Here is a 17,143-nt window from a genome sequence, read left to right as displayed (position 1 = left end):
AAACCCGGTTATACAAGAATAAAATCTGATAAGAACTGGAAGATGCACGTAATATTAAGCAAAAGTGCTTTTCCAAGGAAGTTGATAAGGCTGCAAAACTAACTTTATAAAAACAATAAGTTAACTATCGATTTTCAGTTTGCCAAGATGCAGGGTTTACCTATTTTGCGTGATTAGACAGGGAAAAGTCGTTAAGACCTTTCCCTTTTCTGACTATTCCGGCTTTATCATCTCAAAATGGCTGTAGGCCCTGGCAGTGGCTATCCTGCCCCTGGGAGTACGCTGGATAAAACCTTGCTGAATAAGAAATGGCTCCAGCACATCCTCTATGGTTTCCCGCTCTTCGCCTATAGCCGCCGCCAGGTTGTCGAGCCCCACTGGGCCTCCCATAAACTTGTCGATGATCGCCAGCAGCAACTTGCGGTCCATGTAATCGAAGCCTTCGCCGTCCACATCCAGCATATCCAGCGCTTGCTCGGCCACCAACTTGGTGATCCGGCCATCGTGTTTCACCTCGGCAAAGTCACGCACCCGTCTGAGCAGGCGGTTGGCGATCCGCGGGGTTCCGCGGGCACGGCGAGCGATTTCCCTGGCGCCGTCCGAGTCCATCTGCAGTTCCAACATCTTGGCAGAGCGGGCAACTATGGTGCTGAGGTCGTCCACATTGTAAAACTCTAGCCGCAGCGGGATCCCGAAACGAGCCCTTAACGGCGAAGTGAGCGCACCGGCGCGGGTGGTAGCGCCCACCAGGGTAAATGGCGGCAAGTCCAGTTTGATAGAACGGGCCGCCGGGCCCTCGCCTATCATGATATCCAGCTGATAATCTTCCATCGCCGGATAGAGAATTTCTTCCACCACAGGGCTGAGACGATGAATTTCATCGATAAACAGGACATCGCCCGGCTCGAGATTGGTCAGCAATGCCGCCAGATCGCCGGCTTTTTCCAGCACTGGCCCCGAGGTGGACTTGATATTCACCCCCATCTCATTGGCCACTATCATTGCCAAGGTGGTCTTGCCAAGCCCCGGCGGGCCGTAGATCAACATGTGATCCAAGGCTTCCTGGCGGTTTTTGGCGGCTTGAATAAACACCTTGAGCTGAGCGCGAGCCTCATTCTGACCTGTATACTCGTCCAGCAACTTGGGACGCATTGCCCGATCGATAAGCTCCTCCTGAGGAGAGCTTTGGGGTTGGATCAGTCTGTCGGCCTCTATCATGCCTTTACCTTCATTCCTCAGTTATCCGCTCCATGTTACAGCATGGATTTGAGTGCGGCCTTGATCAGGGTTTCTGAATCTATGCCTTCAACAAAGGCGCTGGAAACCGCTTTGCTGGCCTGGGCGGGTTTATAACCCAAAGAGAGCAAGGCTGCAATGGCATCTTCTTCGGCGTTGTTGGGCGCTTCTGCCGGGGTAAAATTGGACTTGAGCACAAACTCACGCTCATTGCCGCTGGAGGCTTCCATCAGGCTCTTGAGCTTGTCGCGCATCTCAACCAATAAACGCTCGGCGGTCTTCTTGCCCACCCCCGGCAGTTTCACCAAAGTGGCGATATCATCGCGCTCGACACAGCTGACAAATTCCTGCGCCGTCAGCCCCGACAGTATGGTCAGCGCCAACTTGGGGCCGACCCCATTGGCCTTGATAAGTAACCTGAACAGGGCTCTTTCCTGCTTGGTAATAAAACCATACAGCAGCTGAGCATCTTCACGCACCACAAAGTGGGTATAGAGAGTGGTGCTCTGTTGCAGTTCCGGCAACTCATAAAAGCTGGTCAGCGGCATCTGCAGTTCATAGCCCACGCCATGCACATCCAACAACACTTCCGGAGCTTGCTTTTCCAGCAATATTCCCTGTAAACGCCCTATCATCTGTATCTTCCATAGCTGCGGGCCGTTGCCCGGCCGCCGAGGGCAACCAGACTCTGGCAAGTATGATAATGACACACGGCCACGGCGAGCGCATCTGCCGCATCCGCCTGCGGGGCGGCCGGCAGTTTGAGCAGCTGCTGGATCATGTGTTGTACCTGGGTTTTCTGGGCCCTGCCCGTCCCGACCACGGCGCTTTTGATCTGGGTTGCCGTGTATTCAGCCACCGGCAAATGCGCCGCTGTGGCCGCCACTATGGCCGCGCCTCTGGCCTGGCCCAATTTCAGCGCCGAATCGGCATTTTTGGCCAGGAACACTTTCTCAATGGCAAACTGCTCCGGCTGATATTGGCGGATAATCTCCGACAGGCCGTCGAATATCTGTTTGAGACGGGAGGGAAGGTCCTCGCAGCTGGTGCGAATGCAACCGCTGCCGAGGTAAATCTGGTGTCTTCCCTGACACTGGATCACGCCGTAGCCAGTGATCCGCGAGCCAGGGTCAACACCTAAAATAATCGCCATAGTCCGCCTTATCAGCCGAGGCGTTCCATCACATCATCGGCAATTTCCGCGTTGTGATAAACTTCCTGAACGTCGTCGTGATCTTCCAGCGTGTCGATAAGACGCAGGAACTTGGCGGCGGTATCTTCATCCAGATCGGCCTTGGTCGATGGCACCATGGTCACTTCAGCATTCACCGCTTCAACCCCAATCGCATCCAGCGCATCTTTTACCGCACCGAAATCGGCAGGTGCAGTGTATACATCCACAGAGCCGTCATCATTGCTGACCACATCCTCGGCGCCGGCTTCCAGCGCGGCTTCCATGATGGCATCCTCATCAACGCCTTCTTCGTAGCTGATAACGCCCTGCTTGGTGAACAGATACGCCACTGAGCCGTCTGTGCCCAGGTTACCACCTGACTTATTGAAGGCGTTACGTACGCCGGTCACAGTGCGGTTGCGGTTGTCTGTCATGCACTCGACCATAACGGCGGTGCCGCCTGGGCCATAACCTTCATAAACAACGGTTTCCAGCGCCTGGCCGTCGAGCTCACCGGCACCGCGCTTAACCGCACGATCGACTGTGTCACGGGTCATGTTGTTGGACAGCGCTTTGTCGATAGCGGCACGTAAACGGGGGTTGGAATCCGGATCTGAGCCACCTTCGCGGGCTGAAACTGTCAGCTCGCGGATAAGTTTGGTGAACAGTTTACCGCGCTTGGCATCCTGAGCGGCCTTGCGGTGTTTGATGTTGGCCCATTTACTATGACCTGCCATAGGTATATCTCCTCTCAATACCGGCTTAAATTCAGACCGGTAAAAAAACAGACCGAGGCTTATGCCCCGGTTTGATTCACACTTTTATGACTTCAAGCTCAGTCATTCAGACTTCAGCTTTGTCGGCGGCCTTTTCGGCAACCTTGATACCCAATTCCACCAGTTGTTGTGGATTGGCCTCACCCGGTGCATTGGTCAGCGGGCAGGCTGCGGTAGTGGTTTTCGGGAACGCCATTACGTCACGAATCGAGCTGGCGCCTGTCATCAGCATAACCAGACGGTCGAGACCGAAGGCCAAACCTGCGTGCGGTGGTGTGCCGTAGCGCAGCGCTTCCAGCAGGAAGCCGAATTTTTCTTTGGCTTCTTCATCTGTGATCCCAAGAATACGGAATACCGTGGCCTGCATCTCCTGATTGTGGATACGTACAGAGCCGCCACCGAGTTCGGTACCGTTGAGTACCATATCATAAGCGTCGGATACCGTCTCGGCCGGGTTGGCTTCCAGCTCGGCCGGAGTCACGCCCCGCGGCGCGGTAAACGGATGGTGCACTGCGTACAGGCGACCATCGGCCTTTTCGAACATAGGGAAGTCCACCACCCACAGCGGCGCCCACTCGCCCTGGAGCAGGTTGAAATCTTCACCCAGTTTCAGACGCAGCGCGCCCATTGCTTCGGCAACCACGTTGGCCTTGTCGGCACCAAACAGTATGATATCGCCGCTTTGCGCGCCGGTGCGTTCCAGCAGCGCCTTAACGATATCTTCATTGAGGAACTTGAGCACAGGTGACTGAATGCCTTCCATGCCTGCAGCCAGATCGTTGACCTTCATCCAGGCCAAACCGCGGGCACCGTAGATACCGACATACTTGGTGTAGTCGTCTATCTGCTTACGGGACAACTCGGCGCCACCCGGCACCCGGATAACCGCCACACGGCCTTCAACATCGTTGGCCGGGCCGTTGAATACCGCAAACTCAACATCCTTGACCAGATCGGCCACGTCCACCAGTTCCAGCGGGTTACGCAGATCCGGCTTGTCGGAGCCGAAACGGCGCATGGCTTCGGCATAGGTCATGGTCGGGAATTCACCCAGGTCCACGTTGAGCAGTTCGAGGAACAGACTGCGCACCATCTCCTCGGTCTTTTGCATCACCTGCTCAGAGCTCATGAAAGAGGTTTCGATATCAATCTGGGTAAATTCAGGCTGACGGTCGGCGCGCAAGTCTTCGTCGCGGAAACATTTGACGATTTGGTAGTAACGGTCGAAACCGGACATCATCAACAGCTGTTTGAACAGCTGAGGCGACTGAGGCAAGGCAAAAAACTGCCCCTTGTATGTGCGGCTTGGCACCAGATAGTCACGGGCGCCTTCCGGCGTGGCCTTGGTCAGAATGGGGGTTTCGATATCCAAAAAGCCGTTGCTGTCCATAAAACGACGCACGGCACTGGTGACCTTGGCGCGGAAAATCAGTCGCTGGGCCATTTCCGGACGACGCAGATCCAGATAGCGATACTTGAGACGCTGCTCTTCGCTGTTGTTCTGGAAGTTATCCATACTCAGCGGAAGAGGGTCGGCGGCGTTGATTATAGTCAGTTCCTTACCCAGCACCTCAATTTCACCGGTACGCATATGGGCGTTGACCTGGCTGTCGGGACGGGCTCTGACCACACCTTTAACCTGGACACAGAATTCGTTGCGCAGTGTGCTGGCGACATCGAAAACCTCAGGCAAGTCCGGGTCATATACTACCTGGATCAATCCTTCACGATCCCGGAGATCCAAAAACACCACACCACCCAAGTCGCGGCTACGGTTTACCCAACCCACCAGGGTCACTTCTTGTCCAACGTGGGACTTGTTTACGTCCCCACAATAATGACTGCGCATCTGCTTTATATCCTTTATTCCGGCCTGCTGAGCTCTGGAACGATTCAACACGATAAGAGCGGCATTATAGAGAAAATCTGCCGCTTACCAAAGTACTTCACTTTCAGACGGTGAAGTATCAAACAGTTTGCTCCCTTTGACCAGTGGCTGAAACCAGGTCAAGGCACGAGCGTTCAAAATAACAACAATCAGGCACTGCGATAACAGTTACCGCCGCCCTTCTTGGCGCGATACATGAGTTGATCGGCCCGTTTGAGCAGTTCGATGGCGTTGTCACCATCCATCGGATACACGCTGATCCCGATACTGAGCGACAACTGCACACTGATATCTTGCCACTTAAGAGGTCCTGCCAGCGATTGGATCAAGTTTTCCGCCACCTGGCAGACAGCATCGAAATCCTGAATCCGATTGAGGATCACCACAAATTCGTCGCCACCAAAGCGTACCAGGGTATCAGATTTGCGAATAACAGTAGCCAAGCGTTCCGTTACTTGTACCAGCATTCTATCCCCAACCTCATGGCCATAGGTGTCGTTAATGGCCTTAAAGCCATCGACACCCAAAAACAGCACAGCAAAGCGCTCCTGCTCTCTGGCATGTTGCAAAAACGCCTGCTCCAGCCTGTCATCGAGTAGCGCCCTATTGGGTAAGCCGGTGAGCGGATCGTGATTGGCAAGATGCTTCATCTTGAGCTCGGCCTCGCGCCTTAAGCTCGTTTCCCGGCTGAGGCGCCGATTGAGCTGCAACACCAGCAGTGCAATAAACAGCGCAATCAAGAGTGCCAGCAGAAAATAGCCAAGCCACTCCTTATATTGTTGGCTCTTGTCGGTAATCACAGTGCCAATCCATTTTTCATGGATCCTTTGCCTTTGGCTGTCATCTATACCGCTTATTACCCGGTTAATCAAAGGCACCAAAGGTTTGTAGCCTGACGTGACGCCAATATGGCTCTTTTGATCGGCCATATCGGTTATCAGGTTCATCTTCAGTGCCGGATATTGCCCGGTAGAAAGTGCCGAGGCCAGCGATATCACTTTATCGATAAAGAGATCCGCCCTTCCCTGGTTGACCGCCTCCAATCCTTCACGCATGCCGGGCACCAATACCGGGATTATCCCCTGGCTCTTGGCCATAAGTTCACCGGCGAGCTGATAACCTTCAACAATCGCCACCCGCTGGCCATTGAGTTGCCCCAGGCTATAAAGATTCAGATGATTTACAGTGGATACCATGGCCCAGGGCGATGGCCAATAACCATCGGAAAAAGCCAGCGCAGCATCTTGCTCATCCCTCGCCGCCAGGCTGGCGGCCATCACCACATCGCCGCTGCCAAGCGCCTTGAGGAGATCGCGCCACTCATCGAAAGCCACGGGCGCGAGTTTAAGCCCCAACTGTTGCGCCACCCTGGTCATCACGTCGGCATTAATTCCGGCAAACTGCCCCTGCTCATCCTTGAATTCAAAGGGCGGCCAATCCTTGAGATAGCCCACTTTAAGCTTGGGCAAGCTTTCAAGATAGCGCTGCTCTACCTGGGCCAATGGCAGCCGACTCTGCTCCTTGTTGTAAACATGATCGTCACCATTGAGCATCCATCTGTTTTCCAGCGCCGCCAACTCGTCGCGGGTCAACAGATTAAAGCCCGCGCTCAGTCTTTGGGTCAGGCCATGGTCCTGCCTGCGGGTCAACACATAGATATCTGAGCTGAATTGCAAGGCTTTTGCTTGCTGGTAACCGGCCCAGAGTCCATGAGTCAACAGGTAGTGCTGAGTCCAGGCCGAGGGCGAGACGAAGCCTGAGATATCACCGCGGTCGGCGGCATTGACCATGGCATCGAGAGAGTCGAAATATTTGAGCTGTACCTTGGGCAAGGCCTGTTTCAGCTCTGTGATATAAGGTGATGACGGGAAAATGCCTAAGCGTTTGCCGTCCAAAAGTGCAGGCGAATCCACCACCTGCCCTTTGAGAAATAACCGACTGTTTTGGGTGTGCAAGTGCCAGGCACGCTTGAGTCCTGAGCTGAGGTCATCACTTTCCGGATAGCCTATATGGGCATCAACAATCCCCTGCTTGACCTGCTCCAGAGTGCTGTTCATGCTACCGGCAACAAACTCCACCGGCACCCCGGTTTTGGCAGACCATTTGTGCCAGATATCCACATACAGGCCATGGGGTAAACCATCCGGGCCAAGATCGGAAAACGGCTCCATATTCAGTGGCATGGCAACCGTGATCCCATGCTGATCGGCGCGATAGCCCAGCCAGCGCCTCTGGGTCTGGACGATAAACTCAGGAGTAATCTGGGCAAAGCCACTATCGATTTCGGCCACCAATGCCTGCCTGCCTTTGGCAACAGCCGGCGCCACCGGCGAGTGCTTTATCAGCATCCTGTTGGCGGTTGGATATTGCTGGGCAATACTGCGCGCCAATTGCCGATCACGAAGATACCCTTCCATGCCGGCAAACACCTTGATCTCTCCGCGGGATACCGCCTTGAGCAAAGCGTCGCGACCTGGGTATAAGGCAAATGACAGGCCGGACTGCTGCGCCTTAAGATTCGATTCGTGGGACGAGCCTGTGACTATCCCTATCCGATACGGCAGCAGCTCATCGAAACTGTCCTTGCGTCTTAGTTCAGAGTGCAGATAAAGGTAGGTGTCAATACGACTGATGGGCTTGGCAAATTCAAACTCGGCTTCGCGCTCCGGGGTCAGCGCCAACGCCAGGTGCACATCCGCCTTGCCTTCTTTGAGCTGTTTCAAAGAGTCGTTCCAGTGCCGTGCCACTAGTGTGATGGGTCTTTGATTGACCCGGCTCCATTCCTGCCAAAGGTCAACCAATATCCCCCGTGGCTGGCCGGCATCATCAACAAATTGGTAGGGATAGCTGTCCTCCCCCATGACGATGACAAGAGGGGGGGCAGAAGACAGATCTTGGGTGGCCGCTTCCAGCGGCAGACATACGAGCACCAACAATAGACTCAAAAGAGAGGTCAGCGATTTCAAGTGCTTATTTCCTGATAAGGCGATGTAATTATTTTGTTATTCCCGCATCATTAGACAAAAAATTTGCGTCAATTACCAGAGCACACTTGCTGCTTTCAGGCGGGATTCGGTAAAATACGTCACTGATTTTCCCGCACAAGATTTCAGATGAACACTTCTCAAGACACCATATATGCAACTGACTGCGGTCAGGTCTCAGACTTTGCTTTTGATGATAGGGTGGCCGGCGTATTCAGCGATATGATCCGTCGCTCTGTGCCGGGTTACGGCCAGATCATCAACACCATAGGCGATTTCGCCGAACGCTTTGTGACACAAGACAGTAAAGTCTATGATTTAGGGTGTTCTCTTGGCGCGGCGACTTTAAGTATTCGTAGGCGTATTGAAGGCAAGGGCTGCGAGATTATCGCCGTCGACAACTCACCGGCGATGACCGAGCGCTGTCAGGAGTATCTCAATGCTTATGTCAGCGATACCCAAGTGCAGCTTATTTGTGGTGATATTCGTGATGTCGCCATCGAAGACGCCTCCTTGGTGGTACTCAACTTTACCTTGCAGTTTCTGCCACCCGAGGATCGCGATACCCTGATCCAGAAAATATATGCCGGCTTACGCCCCGGTGGTGCCTTGGTACTGTCGGAAAAAATCCGCTTCGGCGATGAAGTTATCCAGCAAGTACTGGATGAACATCATCTGGATTTCAAACGCGCCAATGGCTATAGCGAGTTGGAGATCAGCCAAAAGCGCAGCGCACTGGAAAACGTGATGAAACCCGATCAACTCGACAATCACTACAACAGATTATCCCAGGCCGGTTTTGGCCATTACGGTGTCTGGTTCCAGTGCTTCAATTTCACATCCATGGTAGCTATCAAGTGATCAGTTTCAGTAATTTCTATCAACAGATTGCCGATTCCAATCTGCAGCATTGGCTGGAAACACTGCCGGCCAAACTCGGCGACTGGCAAAGAGAACACAAACACGGCGCCCTGCCCAAGTGGGAAAAAGTACTCGCCAAGCTCAACTACCCCACCCCCGACCGTCTGGATTTCAAAGACAGTGTCACCATAGGTTCAGGTGAGCAATTGGCAACAGGGCAGCGGGAAAAGCTGGAAAACCTGCTGCAGTTACTGCATCCCTGGCGCAAGGGACCATTTCATATTCACGGCATTCATATCGATACCGAATGGCGCTCTGATTGGAAATGGGAGCGCGTCGCGCCCCATATCAGCCCGCTGGCAGGTAGAACCGTGCTGGATGTAGGCTGCGGCAGCGGCTATCACATGTGGCGCATGTATGGTGAAGGCGCCAAAATGGTGGTCGGTGTCGATCCCTCCTCACTGTTTTTATGCCAATTCGAAGCGGTCAAACGCCTCACCGGCGGCACTCCGCCAGTGCACCTGCTGCCTTTGGGGATAGAAGAACTGCCGCCACTGGATGCCTTTGATACCGTGTTCTCCATGGGAGTGCTCTATCACAGGCGTTCCCCCATTGATCACTTGTTGCAACTACGTGATCAATTGCGAACCGGAGGTGAACTCATTTTGGAGACTTTGGTCATAGAAGGTGATGAAAATGCCGTACTGCTGCCACGGGATAGATATGGAAAGATGAATAATGTATGGTTTATCCCGTCCGTTGCCGCGTTGCAACTCTGGCTTGAGAAGTGCGATTTTCGTGAGGTTCGCTGTGTCGACGTCGATGTCACATCACTGGCCGAGCAACGCTCCACGCCCTGGATGCGCAACGAATCTCTGGTGGATTACCTCGATCCGACCGACATCAATTTAACAGTGGAAGGTTACCCCGCTCCCAAACGGGCTACCTTTATCGCGATTAAGTAAATCGAGCTCACCGAGCCCTATATAAAAGTGACGCAATCTGGAAAACAGAATACAGGAAGCAACATGTTGAAACAGACGATTTCAATCGCCGTCATGGCCTCCATGGCAACACTTGCCGGCGGCTGCGCCAGCACTCAGGAAGTGGCCAATGCCCCGGTGCCGGTCGACGCCCAGACCTTGCAGTCCAACCTCGCCTCTCAGGAAGCCAGCATAGTCAATGTGATTGCTCAGGCGCAGAATCAACAGCAACAGCATCTGGATGCCTTGAATACTCAGCTTCAGAGTTTGCAACAGCAGATGAAGAAACTGCAGCAGCCCCCCAAGGAAACCATCAAGGAAGTACAGGTGCCTGCGCCCTGCGAAGCTTCACCTATTGGCGACAAATATATTCTCGGTGAAGTCGAAAGCGTCTTTATCGATGAATTGAATGCCAGTTTCGACACCCGTATCGATACCGGCGCCGAATCTTCGTCACTCGATGCCCGCAACATAATTCTGTTTGAGCGTGACGGCGCCCAGTGGGTTAGATTCGATGTGATGATCAATGGCGCAGATGCACCGGGAAAAACCTTCGAATCCAAGGTGGTGCGTTTTGTGCGTATCAAACAAGAGGCCGATGAAAAGGACGATCGTCGTCCGGTAATCCACGCCCACCTCAAAATAGGCAAATATGCCGCTGAAACCGATCTTAACCTTACCGACCGCAGTCACCTCGAATATCCTTTGCTGCTTGGCCGCAAGTTTATGAAAGACATAGCCGTTGTCGATGTAGGCCAAGCCTATCTGCATGGCAAAGCCAAAGACTTAGTGATTTCGAGCCATAAATAGGAGCGGTAATGCATTCACGGAAACCTTTCTACCTGGTGGTAGCTCTGCTGTTTATTGTTGGGCTAAGCGCCAGTATTTATCGCGGTATTGAACACAATGTGCCCTTCCTGCCCGGTGAGCAGGTGCAAAGTTGGGCTGTCGATGCCAAGGTGAGTTTTCAGGGCACGGGTGGCCCGGCAGAAGTCTCTTTCTCCCTGCCACAAGACCCGGCATTTGAAGTCTTGATGGAAAATGCCACCTCCCCGGGTTATGGCCTGACTATCAGCAACAATGAACAGGGCCGCCGCGCGCTTTGGTCGATTCGTCAAGCCAATGGCCAACAGGACCTCTACTACAAGGTCACCCTGATCCCCACAGGCCGAGAAGAACTCAAGGCACAGGAAGAACCCCTGCCGCCGGCACCTTATATCTGGTCTGCGACCGAGAAAGCCGCCGCCGAACAGGTGATGGACGAAGCCTGGGCCCGCAGTGCCGGTAACCTCTCTTTTGCCCGTGAGATCATGCGCGCCATTGCCGGCCGTGATCGCAGTCAGAACATAGAGCTGCTGCTGTCGGCCAACTCACCCACCAAGCTGTTTGTCCATATGCTCAATAGCCGCGGTATTCCAACTCAGGAAGTCAATGGTCTGTATCTGGAAGATCAGCGTCGTCGGCAGCAACTGTCTCCCTTTGTCGAAGTCTATCAGGACGGTAAATGGCACCTGTTCGATCTGGTCAAAGGCACAGAGGGCCGTCCGGAAAACATGGTGCTGTGGGAGCGCAATGGCAAATCGGTATTGGACGTACTGGGTGGCAGCAACTCCCAGGTCAACTTCTCCATGCTGAAAGACACACGTTCAGCCCTTGCGACCTCCATTGATATGATGGCCAAAAACAGCGCCTTCGACTTCTCTCTCTACCAACTGCCGCTGGAAGAGCAGAGCCTGTTCAAGGGGATTTTGCTGATCCCCATCGGAGTGCTGATGGTGGTATTCCTTAGGGTTATCATAGGAATAAAGACTTCAGGTACCTTTATGCCTGTGCTTATCGCCCTGGCCTTTATCCAGACCACACTGCTGACCGGCCTGATAGGTTTCCTGCTGATTGTGGCCTTTGGCTTGATGATCCGCTCCTATCTATCGCATCTGAACCTGTTGCTGATTTCGCGAATATCGGCGGTGATCATAGTGGTGATAGGCATTATTGGCCTGTTTACCCTGCTGTCGTACAAGTTTGGCCTCAGTGAAGGCCTGACTATCACCTTCTTCCCGATGATCATTCTCGCCTGGACCATTGAACGTATGTCTATCCTCTGGGAAGAGGAAGGCGCCAAAGAGGTGATGGTGCAAGGTGGCGGTTCACTTCTGGTAGCCACTCTGGCTTATCTGGCCATGAGCGCCACTTGGGTACAGCACTGGGTATTCAACTTCCTGGGTATTCATTTGGTGATCCTGGCGCTGGTGCTGCTGATGGGTCAGTACACGGGTTATCGACTGCTGGAGCTCAAGCGCTTCAAGCCACTGGCAGGAGAATAAAATGAATTTTGCCTGGCCATGGCAGCTACGCCGCGCTGGCGTGCTGAATATGAACAAACGCAATATCGACTATATTGGCCGCTACAATCCGCGCAAGTTTTACAAACGGGTGGACGACAAGCTCACCACCAAACAACTGGCGCTTGCCAATGATATTGCCGTGCCCGATCTCATAGGTGTGGTGCGCGAGCAACACGGTATCAATAGCATTCCCGAGCAGGTAAAAGATCGCAGTGGCTTTGTGATCAAACCCTCCAAAGGCTCGGGCGGCAAAGGGATCTTGGTGATCACCCATGTGGAGAATGGTCGCTTCTATAAGCCCAATGGCAATGAAGTCACCCCGAGCGAGGTCGACCGCCACGTTTCCAACATCCTCAGCGGTCTGTTCTCCCTCGGTGGCAAGCCGGATGTGGCCATTATCGAGGGCTTGATTGAGTTCGATCCCGTCTTCGATGGCTTCAGCTATGAAGGGGTTCCGGATATCCGCCTGATAGTGTTCAAGGGGTTTCCTGTGATGGGAATGCTCAGATTGTCCACCGCCGCTTCCGATGGCAAGGCCAACCTGCACCAGGGCGCGGTTGGTGTCGGCTTGGATATCGCCACCGGCCGCGGTCTGCATGCGGTGCAGTTTGACCGCCCGGTCGATTTGCATCCGGATACGGGGCGTAACCTGATTGAAATCGAGGTGCCCCACTGGGATACCTTGCTGCACACGGCTTCGAGCGCCTATGAGATGTGCGAACTGGGTTATCTGGGAACCGATATGGTACTGGACCAAAACAAGGGACCACTGCTGCTGGAGCTCAACGCCCGTCCCGGGCTTGCTATCCAGATAGCCAATGGCATGGGGATATTGCCAAGGCTGCAGCATGTGGAAAGAATGACGGGCAAACCCATGTCAGTGGAAGAACGGGTCGCTTATGCCAAGAAGCACTTTGCCAGCCGCTAACTCCGGCCTGAGTCAATCTCGCCTCAAGTCCAGACTGCCACTGTCGTTGTTGGCTTCCCTGCTGGCATCGACAATGGCCTCGGGCATTTACCCCGCCCTGGCCGCGCCTAATGCCGTCCCCTTGCTGACGGCCCAATGTGTCGAATACAGCAGCAATTTTCAACCTGAATTTCAGGATCTGCAGTTGCTGGAGCGACAAACCCTAGGGCTGCACAATATCAATGACCGCCTCGGTTATTATCGGAGTTTCCCCCTGTCAGCGGCGCAGCATGAGCTGCTGTTGCAATGTCAGTTGAAACTGGCCGACACCATGGATAGATTCCTGAGCGAACCGGCGCTGACAAGCCTGACATCCGAACTGACCCAGGATGATGAGCCACAGCTTCAGGCATTGGCCCAGAGGTTGGACTGGTTGATGCAGCAACATCTGGGCATAGAGGAAAAGGCACGCCTCCACGGCGCCCAGGCCAGCATTCGCCAGGGAATGCGCAGTGACGATCTCAAGCTGGAGTTGGGACAATGTGCCCTGCCCGGCATGCAACAGGCTCTCAATCCCGAAGAGAATTCAGCGGAGCAGGAAGCCGCTCAATCAGCCCAAAAGCCCGGCTTTTTTGCAGTCAATATAGCCTCTTACTTGATGCAACAGGCAGATAGTGATTGTCGCGCCAAGGTTTGGCGCACTTATCAGGGCCGCGCCAGATTACGCAATCAACTGCCGCTGTCATCCGTTTTTGCCCTCAGACAGGAGCAAGCCAAAGCGCATGGTTACCCGAGCTACAGTGATTTTATCCTCAGTTCTCAGTTGCTGAGCACGCCAAGCGATGTGGCCAAATTTCTCGATGCCAGCACTCAAAAACTGGATTACGCCCCTTGGGATCTGGGCCGTGAGTTACAACAGGCCCACTCGACCGAAATGGTCGCGCTCAAAGGCTCTGAAGTACTAAAAGCCCTGTTTGACCATCTCAAACCGCTGGGATTAACCGCAGAGCAGATTAACGACGACTGGCTCAGGGTGTATCACCATGGTCGGCTGCTGGGTGAACTGCTTATCAGCGAAGGCAAACACAACCGCCATAAAATGCTGCGCCGCGCTGTTGTCGGCCAACAAACCGGCCAGAGCGAGCTGGTGCTTAAGCCTCAGCAACTTAGGCTAAAAGATTATCAGACCGCAGTTTCTTCCCTGAGCGCCGCCATAGCCCAACTCAGTGGCGGCGGCCGTTATTATCTCAACAACAGTCTGGAGTTGCCTCAGGATGGCGCCGGAGTGGGCAAAGCCTGGCTGGAACGCTATCTGAGCGGCGCCTTTGCATTTTCACTCAAGCCGGCTCCCGGCTCGCGCGAACAACTGGCCGAAGAATACCAGCAGCAGCTCAAGGTGTTTCGTGCCAAAGTGGCCCTCACCAGCTTTGAAGCCTTTGGCAACAGCCAATACCCACAGCTGCACAAGGCGTTTGAAGCCAGTTTTAATGGCTCCTGGCCCGAAGTCAGTGATTATAGCTACAGCTTTGGCGCCATCAGCGTTCAGGGGCCGCTCTATTATCTCGGGCTCTGGCAACAGCAACTTGCCAGAGCCATAGATGTTCACACCCGGGGCTGCAACCCGGCGCAACTATTTGATCTCTTGCTGGTCAACGAATCAGCCCAACCTATGGCCGCCCGTTTGCAAAGCCTGTTTGGCGCTGCCGATGCGGCCACACTCATCCGGAGGATACGCGATGCCAATACTCAAGAGAACCGGTCAACTGACACTTGCCCTCTGCCTGGGAGTGATGAGCAGTACCCTGGCCGCCAAGAGCCAGCCCAGCGCTGATGAGGTTTATCAACGCATTCAGCAGAATCTGGAGCAACATCTCTACCAGCTGCCCCCAAGGGTGCAGGGTCATTACGGGATCCGTCTCTATCGGATGACAGGTGACGAGCAGTACGCCAACGCCGCCTTGGTGGATCTGTTTGCGGTTACTGAAGCGCAAAGCTTCTATGCCTGCCAGCTGGACGACCCTGAATTTGTCAAAAGTGAATCGCTCAAGGCGATATCCCAACTGGGCAATGGCCCCCGGGCCAAGGCACGCAAAAAAGCGCTCAAACCCTTCCCCGAATTTCTGTTTTATACCGATGTGCTGCTGCGCTACGCCAGCCGTATAAATGAGTTTGGTTTTACCGGCCCCTGCCACGACAAGTTGCTCAAAGGGCTCAAGAGTACAGATCTGCAGCACGGCTTGACCGACGAAGCCATGATTGAAGCCTGGGCGGCGCAGCTGATCAATTATGTTTACTGGGCCAAGCAACTTGGCGTTGGCGATTACCTGGAAGACTACAAAGCCGCCTTCAAACGTGTCTACCCGGATGCCGAGGATGGCAAGCTCAGTAAGGCACAATATCGCAATAAGCTCTATGGCCTGACTCACTTTATCTTCGCCGCCAGTGAATACTATCAGCACCCGGTAGATGCCAAGGAGTTCGCCTGGATCCTCGACTACTTCGAAGCCAACCGCCAGCGGATCCTCAGTGATGCCACCGACGATATTATTGCCGAAGTAGGAATAAGCTATCTGCTCGCCGGCAAGGGCAAAGATCATCCCATGGTGAAAGCCACTCAGGCGCACATCATCAAGTCCTTCGATCCTGAGGTGGACTTTATTCGCTCCCCCAAAGGCAACCCGGCGCTGGCCCTGGGTGAACACCGTAATGTGCTGGCGATGATGCTGCTCAAATGGCCGGAAAAACTGCATAAAGGCCCCTATTTGAGTGAGCTCAAGGCGACCCGGAAATACCTGCCGATGCAGGTGACGCCACTCGAGTCGGTCAAACAGGCGACCGAGTCGACGAAAAAGGCTAAATAGTTTGAAAAACTGGCAGTTTCCACCCATGATAGGCCGAAATCTGACGAGTTTTTAGAAAATGAACAGACCCAAGTCCACATTGGAACAGTGGCGGATCCTGCAGGCCGTCGTCGACTTCGGTGGTTACGCCCAGGCCGCCGAGCAGCTCAACAAGAGCCAATCATCCCTCAACCATGCTGTGGCCAAGCTGCAGCATCAGTTGGGGATCCAACTCCTCGAAGTGCGTGGCCGCAAGGCCTATCTGACCGAATGCGGCGAAGTATTGCTGCGCCGCTCTCGTCACGTCACTCAGGCTGTGGGGGAATTGGAGCAGCTCGCCAGCAATCTGGAACAGGGCTGGGAGCCGAGTCTGAGCATCGCCAGGGAGCTGGTCTACCCCATGGAAACCCTGACCGAGGCGCTGGCCGCCTTTCTGCCCCAGAGTCGCGGAACCCGGGTCACAGTGCGGGACACTGTGATCAGCGGTACTCAGGAGATGATCAAAAACCATCAGGTGGATATTGCGATTTGCGGTACCCCGCCCATGGGGTATATCTCAGAGCCCCTTTGCGACTTGAACTTCTACCTGCTCTGCCACCCTTCCCATCCGCTGGCGGCTCAAGTGGAAATTGAAGACGACAGAGTGCTGGCCCAACACCTGCAAATTGTGATCAAAGATACCGGCGTCAATAGTCAGCAGGAAATCGGCTGGCTCAAGGCCGAGCAGCGCTGGACCGTCAGCAACTTCCACGAAGCCAAGGTGATCCTGGCCAAAGGCATAGGTTTTTGCTGGATCCCGGCGCATCTGGTCAAGCAGGAGCTGGAAAATGGAGAGTTGGTACGGCTCAGTCTCAAAGGTTCCAGCAGCCGCAAGATACTGCTCAGTCTGGTGGTGCCACAGAGAGATAAACAAGGCCCGGCCTGTAAGCTGCTGGAATCACTGATCCTAGCTCAACATAAATCGGGCCCAGTATAAATCTGGCTCATTATAAATAGTAAGAAACGGAGCAACTTCATACTTACCCTGTATCCCTATGGTATGACGTCACGAATATCAGTTAGAAAGTGACTCGAACTGCTCCGGAAGCACACCGTAACGCGGCGTTGTTGATCAAATCATTCGCTTGAACGCAACTGCCCCTAGGCTTT

The 17,143-nt window shown here is 54.0% G+C and carries 14 protein-coding genes; 8 read left to right on the top strand and 6 right to left on the bottom strand.

The window, feature by feature from the left end:
• Positions 1 to 213: 213 nt before the first annotated feature.
• The 6 genes from ruvB to RC73_RS01050 all read right to left on the bottom strand — a co-directional run bounded on the left by ruvB (position 214) and on the right by RC73_RS01050 (position 8,031).
• Positions 214 to 1,218 carry a Holliday junction branch migration DNA helicase RuvB gene (ruvB, locus tag RC73_RS01075; RefSeq protein WP_039032912.1) on the bottom strand — a complete coding sequence of 335 codons (1,005 nt, stop codon included), beginning with the start codon at positions 1,216 to 1,218 and terminating at the stop codon, positions 214 to 216.
• 35 nt (positions 1,219 to 1,253) lie between these two features.
• Positions 1,254 to 1,871: a Holliday junction branch migration protein RuvA gene (ruvA, locus tag RC73_RS01070; RefSeq protein ID WP_039032911.1), complete on the bottom strand. Its 618-nt coding sequence runs from the start codon at positions 1,869 to 1,871 to the stop codon at positions 1,254 to 1,256.
• Positions 1,868 to 2,389 carry a crossover junction endodeoxyribonuclease RuvC gene (gene ruvC / locus RC73_RS01065; RefSeq protein ID WP_039032910.1) on the bottom strand — a complete coding sequence of 174 codons (522 nt, stop codon included), beginning with the start codon at positions 2,387 to 2,389 and terminating at the stop codon, positions 1,868 to 1,870. Before ruvC ends, ruvA begins: the two co-directional genes overlap by 4 nt.
• Positions 2,390 to 2,400: 11 nt before the next feature.
• Positions 2,401 to 3,147, bottom strand: coding sequence for a YebC/PmpR family DNA-binding transcriptional regulator (locus RC73_RS01060; RefSeq protein ID WP_039032909.1), 747 nt, complete (start codon positions 3,145 to 3,147; stop codon positions 2,401 to 2,403).
• 106 nt (positions 3,148 to 3,253) lie between these two features.
• A complete protein-coding gene (aspS, locus tag RC73_RS01055; RefSeq protein WP_039032908.1) occupies positions 3,254 to 5,035 on the bottom strand; it encodes an aspartate--tRNA ligase in 1,782 nt (593 codons plus the stop codon).
• Between the two features lie 188 nt (positions 5,036 to 5,223).
• Positions 5,224 to 8,031 (bottom strand): diguanylate cyclase domain-containing protein, encoded by a 2,808-nt coding sequence (locus RC73_RS01050; RefSeq protein ID WP_443018371.1) that lies wholly within the window; start codon positions 8,029 to 8,031, stop codon positions 5,224 to 5,226.
• 156 nt (positions 8,032 to 8,187) lie between these two features.
• On the opposite strand from RC73_RS01050, the gene cmoA reads away from it, so the two are divergent.
• From cmoA to RC73_RS01010, 8 genes are all read left to right on the top strand, one after another.
• A complete protein-coding gene (cmoA, locus tag RC73_RS01045; protein ID WP_039032907.1) occupies positions 8,188 to 8,919 on the top strand; it encodes a carboxy-S-adenosyl-L-methionine synthase CmoA in 732 nt (243 codons plus the stop codon).
• On the top strand, positions 8,916 to 9,884 hold the full coding sequence (gene cmoB / locus RC73_RS01040) for a tRNA 5-methoxyuridine(34)/uridine 5-oxyacetic acid(34) synthase CmoB (RefSeq protein ID WP_039032906.1): 969 nt from the start codon (positions 8,916 to 8,918) through the stop codon (positions 9,882 to 9,884). Before cmoA ends, cmoB begins: the two co-directional genes overlap by 4 nt.
• A 63-nt stretch (positions 9,885 to 9,947) precedes the next feature.
• Positions 9,948 to 10,712, top strand: coding sequence for an ATP-dependent zinc protease family protein (locus tag RC73_RS01035; RefSeq protein ID WP_039032905.1), 765 nt, complete (start codon positions 9,948 to 9,950; stop codon positions 10,710 to 10,712).
• A gap of 8 nt (positions 10,713 to 10,720) precedes the next feature.
• Positions 10,721 to 12,226: an inactive transglutaminase family protein gene (locus RC73_RS01030; protein ID WP_039032904.1), complete on the top strand. Its 1,506-nt coding sequence runs from the start codon at positions 10,721 to 10,723 to the stop codon at positions 12,224 to 12,226.
• Between the two features lies 1 nt (position 12,227).
• The gene (locus tag RC73_RS01025) at positions 12,228 to 13,175 is read left to right on the top strand and encodes an alpha-L-glutamate ligase-like protein (protein ID WP_039032903.1); all 948 of its coding nucleotides are present in this window, start codon (positions 12,228 to 12,230) and stop codon (positions 13,173 to 13,175) included.
• Positions 13,147 to 14,985: a M3 family metallopeptidase gene (locus RC73_RS01020; RefSeq protein WP_152608402.1), complete on the top strand. Its 1,839-nt coding sequence runs from the start codon at positions 13,147 to 13,149 to the stop codon at positions 14,983 to 14,985. The genes RC73_RS01025 and RC73_RS01020 overlap by 29 nt, the downstream gene beginning before the upstream one ends.
• A complete protein-coding gene (locus tag RC73_RS01015; RefSeq protein WP_235369943.1) occupies positions 14,945 to 16,015 on the top strand; it encodes a DUF3541 domain-containing protein in 1,071 nt (356 codons plus the stop codon). Before RC73_RS01020 ends, RC73_RS01015 begins: the two co-directional genes overlap by 41 nt.
• Before the next feature lie 58 nt (positions 16,016 to 16,073).
• A complete protein-coding gene (locus RC73_RS01010) occupies positions 16,074 to 16,970 on the top strand; it encodes a LysR family transcriptional regulator (RefSeq protein ID WP_039032901.1) in 897 nt (298 codons plus the stop codon).
• The last annotated feature ends 173 nt before the right edge of the window (positions 16,971 to 17,143 follow it).

Origin of the sequence: Shewanella sp. ECSMB14102 (assembly GCF_000813075.1) — a bacterium.
GTDB classification, from domain to species: domain Bacteria; phylum Pseudomonadota; class Gammaproteobacteria; order Enterobacterales; family Shewanellaceae; genus Shewanella; species Shewanella indica.
Note: the sequence above shows the minus strand (reverse complement) of the source record. Positions and strands in the feature narration are given on the sequence as shown.